Origin of the sequence: Cellvibrio fibrivorans (genome assembly GCF_031457055.1) — a bacterium.
Lineage (GTDB): Bacteria > Pseudomonadota > Gammaproteobacteria > Pseudomonadales > Cellvibrionaceae > Cellvibrio > Cellvibrio fibrivorans.
Window position 1 is genome coordinate 1,079,155 of sequence record NZ_JAVDVX010000001.1, and the last position, 13,106, is coordinate 1,092,260.

6 protein-coding genes are annotated in these 13,106 nt (G+C 46.3%); all 6 read right to left on the bottom strand.

The features are described 5' to 3' along the window. Positions 1-14: 14 nt before the first annotated feature. Genes J2X05_RS04585 through J2X05_RS04610 form a run of 6 tightly spaced genes read right to left on the bottom strand, consistent with a single transcriptional unit; the run spans position 15 to position 13,101 of the window. Positions 15-2,996: a hypothetical protein gene (locus tag J2X05_RS04585; RefSeq protein WP_310069237.1), complete on the bottom strand. Its 2,982-nt coding sequence runs from the start codon at positions 2,994-2,996 to the stop codon at positions 15-17. A gap of 5 nt (positions 2,997-3,001) precedes the next feature. Continuing rightward, positions 3,002-4,357: an ATP-binding protein gene (locus J2X05_RS04590; protein ID WP_310069241.1), complete on the bottom strand. Its 1,356-nt coding sequence runs from the start codon at positions 4,355-4,357 to the stop codon at positions 3,002-3,004. 40 nt (positions 4,358-4,397) lie between these two features. Then, positions 4,398-9,446 (bottom strand): contractile injection system tape measure protein, encoded by a 5,049-nt coding sequence (locus J2X05_RS04595; protein ID WP_310069244.1) that lies wholly within the window; start codon positions 9,444-9,446, stop codon positions 4,398-4,400. Positions 9,447-9,449: 3 nt separating this feature from the next. Beyond that, positions 9,450-11,969, bottom strand: a complete 2,520-nt coding sequence (locus tag J2X05_RS04600; protein WP_310069246.1) for a contractile injection system baseplate wedge protein — start codon at positions 11,967-11,969, stop codon at positions 9,450-9,452. Continuing rightward, a complete protein-coding gene (locus J2X05_RS04605) occupies positions 11,969-12,307 on the bottom strand; it encodes a hypothetical protein (protein WP_310069249.1) in 339 nt (112 codons plus the stop codon). The genes J2X05_RS04600 and J2X05_RS04605 overlap by 1 nt, the downstream gene beginning before the upstream one ends. Before the next feature lie 8 nt (positions 12,308-12,315). Further along, the gene (locus J2X05_RS04610) at positions 12,316-13,101 is read right to left on the bottom strand and encodes a contractile injection system tail -fiber like adhesin (protein WP_310069251.1); all 786 of its coding nucleotides are present in this window, start codon (positions 13,099-13,101) and stop codon (positions 12,316-12,318) included. Between the last annotated feature and the right edge of the window lie 5 nt (positions 13,102-13,106).

The window sequence follows — 13,106 nt, forward strand, 5'->3', positions numbered from 1 at the left end:
TTGCAGTGTGCAACTTATTTTTCAACATCCTGTACTGTTTCACTATCTTCCACATCATTCGCCTCAACGGTGGATGCGGGTTGTCGCTGTGGAACAGCGGCGGTTTTTTGATATTGCAATAAATGACGGTTAGGTCTTTGTTCTTTAAGCGCTTTAATGGCTTTCACACCTGCACTGAGTGCCAAGCCGACGACAACCAAACCTAACAGGCTGGATAAATTCAGAATGTTAAATAATGGATCCACCACAATTAAATACTCCCACAACACTATAGGTGGCAGGAGCAACGTGATAACTGCAAGTGGATGTGATAACCAGCGAATATAAACCGGTAATTTTTTACAACGATGTGGATACACATAAAAAATAATGACTAAATAAGCGAGCGCCAATAACAGCCAAATGTTCATTGTTGCAATGAGTAACCAGCGATAGCCACACAGGGTTTCATTCCAGAGTGATTCGTTGTAGCCAGGTGAAAAATGTTTACCGATGTAACTATTGAAAACCGAATAATCTTTGCCGTCGCTACTGTTGGCATATTCGATCATTGGCCAGAAGCCGCCGCCGCCAAAACTTTCGTGAATGTAGGCAAGGCGTTTTTGTCGCTCGTCAATCTGATGCCGCGTGGAATTGCCATCAGCTTTTACATCCATCTCCGAATAATCGGTAAACATCAGCGGTGCAATAATAGTGCGGTCGGTGCTAGTGGTTACCGCATAAATTTCATCGAGCGCATTGTAATAGGGATCTTCCAGTAGCAGGACTACCAAGGTTTTGACAGATTCTTGAATTTCCGGGATCGACAAGTTATCGTCAGAATATTTACTAACCTGGGTTAAGAAATCGATATGCCCTGCGCCAAATATAGAACCAGCGCGCAAGAACTCGGATTGCGTGGTCATGATATTGACGTAAGTGTGATTTTTTATCCCATTCCAGCGATCGCGCGTCTCATCCAACTTTGCCAATTCTCTTTTCAATTCCTTAAAAAAAACATCAAATCTGTCTTTGGCAAAAGCGTCCCTCGGGAAATTTTTAAAATAGAAAGTAACTCCATCGCCATTCGTCGGTTGTGCCGCAAGACCAAGCGTCATCAATGGACGCAAGCGCGAACCCGCATCGGTAAGCGGTGTGCCGAGTAATTGCACAAGTTGGTTTTTTAAATTATCAAAAAATATTTTTAAACCAGCGTCGGTTTGCAAATCAGGTGCAGACGAAAATTCTTTTTCAATTATCCAATCCACTTTACTGCCATAGCGCCTCGCCTCGCGCATAAATGCCTTGGCCTGATCGCTATTATCATCGAGCAAGGTTTTACTGCCAGGACGGCTATTGATTTGTATCAGCTTGCCGTTATCGCCCGCACTCAAGCCAAAATAGGCAACGCGATTGAATGTACTGAAATCAAATGCTTGTGTAGCAGCACCGGTCTTCCAGTAAGGATAAATGCCATAAGCAGTGGTTTGTAATTCTTTGCGTACACAACCACAGTCTTTGCCTCCACCGTTCCACAACAGGGGTTTGCTGGTATAGGGGGGCATGGGTTCGCTGTAGAGCGGTGCGACTACGGGCTGCAGTTGACTGCGGTAATAATTCCCCAATTTATGAATGTGGTCTTCGTTACAATATTTGATAGTGTCCGATGCTTCGCTGGCGATATGCTGATTTATGTCATTAAAAAGCGCCGCCGTTTCAGATGGTTCCAGATTACCCAATTGGGTATCAAGTGTATTGGATTTATCGAGCTTACAAATGCCCGCGGCTTTGAGAATTTTATTTTTGATCGCAAGATCCAATAATTCGGCGCTGGGGTATTCAATATCCTTAAGTGTTTCCAATAACTTGATTACCGCAGCCGCTACGGGTTTTCTGGTGCTGAGCAGTGCCTGTGCAGCGGCTTCATCCAAGCGGTAAAACTCTTGTTCGCTCGCCAACTGGATTTGCAATAACAGCTTATCGACATTTGGTGTTGGTGCTGCGTCTGCCGCAGGGGAGGAACTCGTGGATACCTCACTTGATGTTGCCGCTATAGAAGCAACGGCAGATGCTGCTGTTTTTATCGCTGCGGTGATGGCCTTGCTGAATTCTTTCTGATCGGTAAATGTTTTATCGCGCAGTGTTGTCAGGTTTTCAAACAGCGCATCACTAATGCCCTGCTGACTTAAATTATTGAGTACTTTATCGGTGATTACATATTCTTTGTGCGCAAGAATGTGAGTGCTGAGTTTAGCGCTAATGTTTTTGCTTTCATCGGGAGATAATTTGCCAAGTTGTGCATTGATTTCTGCAATGGCCGATAATTTATCGGGAAATGATTTTCCCGCGATGGCCGTTATCGCCATATCGGCGGCGGACACTTTTGCAACTGCGCCCGCCATAGCTTCAAAATCATCGGCGCGCAATACATAAAGTTGATAGGGATCAATAACTGTCAGTGGTTCTGGTTCAGCTGCAGCTTGAGGCTCGGGTTGCAGGTAGCAGCGCACGAGTTTTTGCAAATCGCTATCGCTTCCCTGCGCAAGTGTTTGTTGGGTATCCAATTCACACGCGGTGATATGCGAAACTGCCCATTGTGCAAAAGGGATGCTGATTAGGGTTGTCACATCGTCGCGGTGCTGTAAAGAAAATGTTGCAATTGCGCGCGCGCGCAGCGGTAAGGTTGCGACGACATCATGGGTGCTATCCAATGCAAAGTTTTTACAAAAGCGCTGCATCCACGACCAGGTAATTGGGCCGAGTATGCCATCGTTAAGCGGTTTTCCTTTGCGGCTGGCATCGGTTTGCCAATCACTCTCCTGATGATACAGCTGATACATATCTGCTTGTACCTGTGCAATCACCGGTTTGGGATAGCGTTTATATTCCAGCTCATAACCGAGGCATTTATCTTTATTTTGTGTTGCACCCTCGGGCAATGTTTGCGCAGCTAATGCAAGCGGGAATATCAACCCGAGCAGCAAGAGCGGCCATTTGATATAAAAAGCACTGGTCATGGCAGTTAGAGCGTACGCCCCTCCTTGAGAAGTTCTTTATTGATGCCTTGCAACAGATCGGCTTGTTCAAGCCGGTTGCGGTTCATGCGTGTGGCGCGGATAGCCGCGTAGCGCACAACGTTGGTAAGTGAACCGCCCGAGAGTTCGTATTTATCGGCGAGAAAAGGTAAATCCACATCCTGCGCCAGCAGTTCGTTATTCGGTAATAGGTTTTTCCACAGCCGCAAACGCTCACTTTCATCGGGCAGTGGAAAATAAATAATCGATTGAAAGCGACGTGCAAAGGCCTCATCGATATTGGCTTTGATGTTACTGGCAAGAATTACCACACCGGGGAAATCTTCCACCCGCTGTAACAGATAGGAAATTTCCTGGTTAGCATGACGATCATTGGAGCTGCTAGTTTGTGTGCGCTTACCAAACAGTGCATCGGCTTCATCAAAAAATAAAATCCAGTTTTTATTTTCGGCTTGATCAAATACACCGGCGAGATTTTTTTCTGTTTCTCCGATGTATTTTGACACCACCATGGATAAATCGATGCGGTAGACATCCACGCCCACGCTCGCACCTAGCAGTGTGGCGGTAAGTGTTTTACCCGTGCCGGGTGGCCCGAAAAACAAACTGCGATAACCCGCTTTAATCGATTTTTCCAATCGCCAGTGTTTTACCAGCGATTTGCTGTGGCGCAACCAGGTATGCAAATGCTCTATTTCATCCATTACATCGCGCCCCAGCACCAAGTCATCCCAGGTGAGTTTGCTGGCAATCAATTTTGCTGGAAATTCAATGCTGTAATCGGGTTTGTGCACTTGTCCATGTGTGCAGCGATGCAAAAATTCGGCGGTGACCGAAATCGTGGCATTTAAAAAAGGTTCACCACTGGCTTGATGTTCCAGTTTGATTAGCCGCTGTTTAAGAAAATAATGTTGGTCATCAAATAATTGCAAAGTGGCAAAACGGCGTTGTAATTCCTGCCCGGCCAGAATAAAGACAGCCGTCTCCGCGGTGGGCAAAAAACCGCTGTGAGCTTTACCGCGCCAACCGCCAAATTCTGTATAGGTACGACCAGTGATTGGGCTCTGGGTGAAAAAAATATCCAGCGCTTGTGGGCGCAGATGGGGAATCAAACACAATAAAAACACCAAGCGCTCATCAAAGCCCATCGCATAGTCCCGCACAATCTGCGCGTAAGGTGATGGGTCATTGGACAAATCCGGTGGTGCGAGGCTGCGTACATCTGCGGTTGCGTGTTGCGTCTCTGGCGTACCAAAATAATGGGTAAAGCGCAAATTCAACACAGCATCAAACCAGGCAAGTTCCTGTTCGAGTGTGATGGCATTGGCTTGGCTAATGGTCATGGTGTTTGGTCTGCTCATGTAAATTGGATTAACATTTTGTTCAAGATTGATCGCGCCAGGACACTCGCAAAGGTTTATCCATCCAGCTGTGTTTGATCAGCGAAATGCTCCAGGGTAAACGGTCGAGCAACATATCAAAGGTGCGCTCCTGCACTTTCAAGCGCCAACAATCTTCTTCCAGTAATAGCCAGCCCTGACGCTGGAAAAAAGTTTCGCGTAAACCGGCAATCGATGTTGAACCCAACACTTTCCAATGTTGGATCATACTGGTGAGCATTTGCTCGATGATATTTTTTTCGTGCTCGCTGAGCTGGATACCTTCACTGATTGGCAAGCTGGTACTGATACCACACAAAATTTTATTTAAGGTCAGTTCGTATTCCGGCGTATGTGTTTCACCGCTCACCATAAATTGCACCAAGTGCGCAGCACGGTCTGCTGCTCCTGGGTGCACAAATTTTCCTTCCTGCGTTAATTCCAGCATGGCAAACAGCCGTGGCATAAATGCAGCCGCCAATACCTGGCCTGCGTTGTTGACGGGAATCCCAGCTTCCCAAGGGTAAGTATTTTCTGTCGTTTTTTGCGCGACCTGCAGATCTTGCAATCGTATTGCTGGTTGTTGCCGTGCCGGTGGCGTTAACAGTGCCGCGCGCCGCTCAGCCAGATTGAGCAGGCGTTGCACATCGTCGATACCAACAGCTGTTGCAAAAATCTGACACAGAGAGTCAGTAATTTGTTTTTTATCCAATGTCGAGGGGCGTAAAACAAACAGAGTGCGGAAAATAAATTCCCATTTGGCCTGTTTAAGAGAAAGGCTAGTGGTATCAACCGCTATCAGTGCAATTGCCTCATTTACCACTTTTACCAATGCATCCAAAGGTGGATAACTCTTGGGTTGCAAGCGCATGACAATTTGATGCAATAAATGCGCTGGCACTGCGCGGATTAATGGTGAGTGATGTTTTATCTCACCCAATAATTCCAGCCATTCACTAACAACATTTGTAGTTGCGTGCTGAAGTAAAAAATTAATATGTTGCTGTAAGACGAGTAGTTGTTCGCGCGTGAATGTGGCTTCTACGCTCAATAATTGGGCAAGGGATATAACGGGTTTGCGCAAGGAATCATCGCCCCCTGTTAATTGCGGAATCTGTGTATTAGTTATTGGTGAAATTTCTGGCGGCCGGATTGTAGATGGTCCATCCCTATTGTCCCGGGAATCTATATCAGGATCAGCAGCCAGATGATTGGTCGTCCTGTTATGCAAATTAATTGTTTGGTTGTGAGTTGTTTGACGGTCAGCTGCCATCGTTGCGGAGTTTGTTAAAGCGTCAACATGCGCTTGTGCATTATCACCAGAGAATGTAGCAAAAAATTCAAGATCAATAGGTTGCTTCTGTAACAAGGCGTTTACGACTTTGCGATAATAGTTAGCGGAATCTAGTGCTTGCTGTGCAAAGGTTTTGATTGACTGTAATAAATCAGCAGCAGCGTCTTTGCCAATAATAGCTTGACGAGAAATTAAGTCGTTACACATTTCTTGCCAGTGATCGTTATTCAAGTGCAGTTGTTGCAAGTGTTCAAGCGGTTGTGCAGCCGCCAAAAGGGTTTGCACGGAAGTTTGTATGCTCGACGGCAGAGCTTGTGTGTGTTGTGTTTCGAGTTGAGCATTATCGTCGTTGTCTGATAACACCGGTGTTTTTTCAGTATCGATTAGTGATTGGTTTGCTGCTAGATCTTTGTCGCTAGCAATATCTGCATTTTGGCTGGCGTACCCGTTAGCTGTTGAGGTTACCGGTTTTGCTGCTGTTTGAGCGTCTGTGATTGCCTGACTTAGGCCAGTTGATGCAGTTAAAACAAGAGAACTGTGTTGTACATTGTCACTTTGGGCCCTGGCAAATAATTCAAGATCAAGCGATTGCTGCTGCAATAGCGCGTGCACAACTTTGCGATAATAACCTGCAGTATTTAGTGCCTGCTGCGCAAAGGTTTTAATTGACTGCAGTAAATCAACCGCAGCGTCATTATCCATAATGGCTTGGTGCACAATTAATTCACTACAAACTTCCTGCCATTGATCTTTACTTAAGTGCAGTTGTTGTAAGTGTAGAAATGGTTGTGCGGTGGCCAAAAGGGATTGCAAATGAGTTTGTAGTGTCGACGGTTGAATTTGCACGTATTGGGTTTTGAGTAGAGCGCTCTCCATGCTTGATAACTGCGTTGTCCTATCTGTATTCATCTGGGCTTGAACATTTTGCAAATCTTTATTGCCATCATTATTCTGATTTTGATTGATGTGCCCTACAGCCGTGGTAGCCAGTGGGTTAATTGTTATTGTCTGATCAGTGGTTGCAGCGCCGGTATCCGTGGATGCAGTTAAAGCAAGAGAACTGTATTGTGCATTGGTATATGCAGCGTTAACAAACAATTCAGAATCAGGCGATTGTTGCAGCTGTTTATGTGGTTGTTTATTTGTTTCCAGCGACTCGTTAATTGCAGTGATATTGGTCGGTACATGTTCCTTTATTTCTAGTGGCAAAGAGTAAGTGTTATTTGTAACGGCAGTATCTATTGTTAATACCGCTTTCTCTTCAACAACATCGCTGACGCTCAATTTGACGTCGGTCCCCGCAGCTTCCGTTGCGTAAAATTGCTTATCAGTAAACTGCGTCTGTGCATCATCGCTATCAGCGCGAACAACCTCTGCTGCTATTATTGTATTGGCCGTTGGTGTTTGAGGGGGATTAATTTCACTTCTGCTGATAGCGTCGATTGGCGGTGATGATTTTGCTATCGCGCTGGCAATTGCTTCAAGGTCCACCAATTTATCAGCGATCAATGCCTGCAGCACGGCGCGGTAAAAGTCCACCGGTGCATGAGTTGCTGCAGCTTGATGATCGATAGCAGCAATAAAATCCCGGCTGTTTTCGGCGGTGGCGCTATGCCCCACGCGAATGTAGCTATCGATCATGCGCTGTAACAATGCAACGTCAAATGAAATTTGCGGCCAGGAAACTGCTCCGCTTTTTAAACGCAGGCAGAGATCAAATAATTGATGGTCGCTAACATTATGTAAATCCGGGTGTGCTGATGCGATGCGCGGCAAAGCATTTTCCGGTAGTGGCTCGGCGGATAAACTGGTTAGCGAAACAGCGGAAAAAGGTTGCTGATTATCGATGCGCGTTTCGTTCGTCCGCTGGGCAACGGTGTATTGGGAAGTATTGGTGTGTTCAACAGACACTGTCTGTATTACCTGACGCCATAGCTGCTGGAGGTATTGAGCATTCAGTGAATTTATATGGGCATAGTCTTCTATTAGCCGGTGTAAAAAAACTTCAGGATTTGCGTTAATAACTGCTGAGCTTGTTGCTGGAGAGGGGCTTAATAACACGCCCACCGCTAATTCCCACAAGCGACGTTGTAAATGTGCTGCTGATTCACTGCTGATTTTATCAGCGTCATCAGGCAATGCTGGGTCAATCGATACAAAATTATTGTCGCTACCGATCTGTACATTCAGCGTGCTAACCAGCTGGTCAGCCATTTGCTGTAAGCGCAAAAATAGGGGTTTTATGTCGGTTGCTAAAAATCCAATCATATCGGCCTGCATTGACAGGGGTAGTTGCATCATCAACTGCTGGCGAATTTCAGCTTGGGGCAAATAGTGTTGCAACGCGGAGAGCAATAGCGCCGGTTCCCGTGCAACCAGCGTTGGCCAGATGGTTTCTAATAAATGGATATCAGCACTAACCAATGCCTGTGAAATTTTCTGTTGCAACAATGTGCGTGGAATATTTACTACATTCTCCGGTAATAAATCAGCGGGCGAGTTTCCAGTTGGTAGATATGCAATGGAATTTTGTTGGGCATTAACGTCGGCGTTGCCAGGGACACTTTGTAAAATAAACTGATTGTCGTACTCGCGAACGCGGGTGCCCCTAAAAATCAATGACCTTAGCGGGTTGGTTTGGGCAGAGAGCTGCTGCTTACGCGGCACGAGTAAATATTTAAAATGCCTTCCAGTGTTTACATCAGCCGTGGTATCGAGGATAAGCTTGTCGGTATTGCCCGTTTCATGCTGCTGTGTTTCCCTGTATGAGTTGACCGACTGAATTAACTGAGCGATGCGCGCCTGCAGGTGTTTAAGAGGATGTGCATAGGCTTTCGGCAACGGGATGGCGAGAAAAAATTCGCCCAGTTGCACCTTACTAATTGACAAACTGGTGGCGAGCTTGTCCAGTAAACGAGTTAACCAAACGGTTTCACTGGCACCAGGAGATTCCAATGCAAGCAGTAATACCTGGTGCCAGAGTTGTTGTTGCAATGCTGTCGGGTTGGATGCAAATACTTGGGCTGCCGTTATTGAAACAGCTGCCGAAACATGATTTGTTAAAAATTCGTTTACTTGTGAGGTAACAATCGGCAAAAATGCTTGCTGCTGTCCGATAAATTCCAATAAATCCAACAGCGTTTGTACTTGCAGCAGTTGTTGTGGTGCCAGCTGACGCAATAATACCAAACGCTGCGCTGCGCTAAATTGTTTTACCAAGCGCGCTACCAATAATTCGCGTGCAGGAAATTGGCGCAATAATTCGGCTATATCCTGTTGGGCAATAACTTGCTCAAATAATTGCTGGTGAATTTTTCCTCGCGACTGCCCCTTGTCTTTTTCATTACCGGTGCGACTAAATGCATAGTGCGCTGTGATATTGCCGGTGGAGAGATAGGCAATTAATTGCTGTAATGCAGCATGCGCATCTGGAATCAATGGCACCAGTGGTGGATTGCTGAGCGCGCGAGGGTCGAGTGCGAGCATCTGGCTTTTTAACAAACGCGTGAATTGTTCCAGCAATTGCTCGCGGATCTGCTGTTGGTAGTGACGCGCATCCAGCTTGCCCAAATCAAATTCGAGGGTTTCAAATCGCAGCACCTGAGTGTGAGGCGAATACTGTGAAAATAATCTATCGAGTGCGGGCAATAGCTCCTCGCTGATCCAACTAACTAACCCGGCTTTTTCACGACGAGCGAGCCTGGTCGTAGTGAACGACAGGTCGAGAGTGAATTCGTCGATGCGATGCTCGGGATGCATGGTTTAAATCCAGTAGGCGGCCGAGGGTTTATATTGCGCCAAACACTTGCGCAGCTGTTGTGCGTAACGGTCAAGTTGTTCGGTGTTGCCGTCCTCGTGTAGCAATTGTTGTTGTTCATATTGTTGTAGCCTTTCAAGCCAAGGCTGGTAGCAGGCATCAAAATCTGTCATTGCGGGCAGATCTAACCAATAAATTTGCGGAAATAAATGGGCCGGCATATGGTTGGCAATGGTTTTTTCCGCAAACTGGCGAAAGGCGGGATTGGCAAAACGCGCGGTCCATTTCGGGAAAATAAAGCTCACCCGACAATCAAAAAAATCACTGTCTTCGGCGTTTACTTGCTGTCCGCGTGGGCGCAATAAAATATGCTCCAGAAGATAAAAACCTTCGGCTCCGGCATTGATATCGGTAATAATTTTTTTAAATTTATGCACATAGGAAATGGCTTGCACCCGATCATCCGCTTTTTTTAATTCGCGGCGGCGATTGAGCCGCTGCGAATAAAAATACACCGCAACTGCCTCACCGGATTCCACCGGCTGCAACCGATAGGCATCGATAGTGGTACCTTCGATAATCATTGCCGGGCAGAGCGTCAAACTTTTATTGGGCGTATAACTCCACTGCGATAATTTTTCTTGCTGCTTTGCCTTTAGCGCAGGTACTGTTTGTGCGTCAGTGTTAGGGGTTAACGCGTCTGTTTCAGTTGGATCTGGCACCTGATCGAGTAATTGGTCGTCGACCAGATGTATTTGGTTGTTGTTAAAGCACTGTGATAGCGGAACCAGGCTATCGAGCTGTTGTATACCTAATAAAATATTGATTTTTTTATGCAAACTACTGAGGTTGCTCGCTTGCCAATGCGCTTCACTGGTATCGAATGCGGCTGAACGCCCGCTACTGGTTTCGACCAGATGTTGCAAGTAACGGATTTTATTATCTATGGCCCAGTAGTCCGGTTGCGCTTCATGATAATAATTAAAATGCAGCAGGGCTTCCTGCGAAAACTCTTCACCATAAATCGCGAGTAAGGTATCCAGCGCACGGCTTTTGCGGTCGGTTGCCGGGTCGTGGCGCGCTTGTATATCCTGAATATCGTTTAACCCAATACGTTTGTTGTGATAGAGCAGGGCAAAGTCAGGGATATGTTGGTTGTCCAGAAATTCGGCAAAATAACTGTGGTTGGGGCGTTCACCCAAACTGAATAAATGCTGCAGGTTTTGGATATGCGCCAACATGTTGGCCATGAGTTGTTCAAAAGGATAGAGATAGGCCTTGAGCTGTTGTGCCTGTTTTTTACGCGCTGCAGTTTCATGGTTAGGCACACCAGCTGCATTGATGCCATAGACACTGGGGAAATGGTGCTGAATAGAATAATAAGCCGAGTTCCGGCGTGTACGCCCTTGCGGCAAGGGATAAAAATGTGTGCTGTTAGTTTTATTGTTGCGGAAGGCACGGTATTCAAATTCCAATTTTTGTAGTGCGCGCCGGGTTTCTTCCATTAACCGTTCGATATTGTCGCCACGCGTTTTGACAACTCCGGCGGGGTCTGTCGTTTTACCTGGATTGAAATCAATCTTAAGCCATTCTTGCTGTTGAGCTTCCGCGGGAAATTTTAAAAAAAATGATTGGTTATCAATTGTCTGGGTGTCCAGAGGTTTGCCTAGTTCATCAACTAATTCCAATCGATATACTTTTTTAACGCCCTCAATAGCAGCGACTAGGCCAGTCAATTCTTCCAGTGCTTTCGTGCTTTTATGGGCGTTAAGGTGTTCGCTATAGATATAGCCGTGTTGTGTTAACGGACCGCTAAAAATATCAGCCAGATCCATTTGTTGCGCCATAGTTTCATAGCGTTCAATACGGATGTTGGACGAAATTTTACGTGCAACCTGAAAAAAAACATCAGCATAAATATCAGCCTGGTTACGTTTGCCGTTGGTTTCAATCACTCCGCGTAAAAAACAGGGTTTGCTTTCTTCAATACTGACAGTTGCGAGATCTTCACCAAGGTTGCGATGTTTGACAAACACGCTGCGCACACGGCGTACAACTTGCTGCTTTTGTTCATCGCTATAAGCAGGGCCAGTCAGTGGTTCCAGCAATTTGATAGAAATGTTGTACAAACACGCTTGGTAACCCTCTCCCGTTGCGAGGGTAGCAACCTGAAGTGCGTCAATTTCGGGAATGTCGTCGAGCAGGCGTTTACAATAATCTTCGGCGGTAATTGGGCGTGTGGGAAAAATATCGTGTGGTTTATAAAGTGCGTAGTGATTGAAATCAATCAAGCCGCGTTCATTGGCAAGATAATCCGCGACCGGCACGCGCGTTTGATAGGCGAGTTCAGTCAATCCAAAACACAGTTGTTCGAGGATGGTGACACCGGGATCGTGCAGGTTGTAATCCGTCCAGATATTGCCGGCGAGTTCTTGCGCGCGCGCAATCGCATCGGCGCGCAAGCTGGCGAAGTCGAGGCCGTCTGCATCCTGTTGCAAACGCTGGATGACATCGGATGAACTCATTACTGCGATCCTGATGCTAACGAATTGGCATTTTGTTTTGCATCGGTCGCGTGTTGCGCCTGCAATTGCTGGTGTAAATAATTGACTAGCGTACAGACGCGGTTGTACGGCAATTCTCCCAATGCTTGCACACAGACACTGAAATCGCTTGCGCTAATAACAAACAGTGCTGGTGCATGTTGTACTGCCCCCGTTTGATAGAATTGTTGCGCCTGATGATTTAACTGGCCGATGATGTCAAATACTTTTTTAAATGGCTGCTCCACTAGCGCTTCTAACAACAGGCTGCTCTGCTCGAGTGTCAGATAAAAATGCAATTCACTGGATGCGTTCATCATAGCTGTCCTTATTCCGGTGCACGGCTGCTTTCAAGCATTAGAGGATCAAACCACAGACGGGTGATGTGATAGTTGATCCAAATATTTTTGCCGTAGGAGCACTGCGCACGTATTTGCAATTTGAAATGGAATTGGCCTTGCTCGGGTACTGGCTGCCAACGCAATTCAAGGCGATTACATTTGTTGCCGAAGTGTGCGTCCTGGGTATTGATGCTGCTTTTGCCATTAAACGTATTTAATGCAATTGCATGTACCAGCGCGTATTTTCCATCGGCGTCTTGCCCACCTACCCCGGCGACAACTTCAAAAGCTTCACAGCCGGTGAGTGCACTGGTGATGTCGTGCCATTCGCCGTCAGCGGGCGCAGCCATATCGCCCACTTTGCCCATACGCCCACTGGAGGCAATGGTACCTTCCACATCGAGTGTGGTTTGTGGATTTTCTTTATTAATGCCCACTGCAACTCGTAGATTGTTTTGTCCGTCACTACCACTGCCCTGACTATAAAGGCTAAGTACACGTGGGCTTTGCGGCGTCCCAAAATGCAATTTGTTTTCGCTGGTGCTCAATTCCAAAAACCACTGCGGACTTTCCACAGCAATATTTTTATAGAAACTCAACAGTCGACCGGAACCCATGAGCTGCGAAATTTTTAAACCATCGCGGCTGGTTTTATCAAAGCCCTCTTCCAGAATATTGACCATGGAATCGATCAAATTGGAAAAGTCCTGCTCCGAGGGCATACGTCCTTTTTTAAATTTATTTTTCAGCGCATTTCTGTCTAGTTTTTCCATCACAT

Coding starts and splice junctions, on each gene's coding strand:
- J2X05_RS04590 (WP_310069241.1), bottom strand. CDS start 4,357: ATGACCATTAGCCAAGCCAATGCCATCACACTCGAACAGGAACTTGCC.
- J2X05_RS04595 (WP_310069244.1), bottom strand. CDS start 9,446: ATGCATCCCGAGCATCGCATCGACGAATTCACTCTCGACCTGTCGTTC.
- J2X05_RS04585 (WP_310069237.1), bottom strand. CDS start 2,996: ATGACCAGTGCTTTTTATATCAAATGGCCGCTCTTGCTGCTCGGGTTG.
- J2X05_RS04610 (WP_310069251.1), bottom strand. CDS start 13,101: ATGGAAAAACTAGACAGAAATGCGCTGAAAAATAAATTTAAAAAAGGA.
- J2X05_RS04600 (WP_310069246.1), bottom strand. CDS start 11,969: ATGAGTTCATCCGATGTCATCCAGCGTTTGCAACAGGATGCAGACGGC.
- J2X05_RS04605 (WP_310069249.1), bottom strand. CDS start 12,307: ATGATGAACGCATCCAGTGAATTGCATTTTTATCTGACACTCGAGCAG.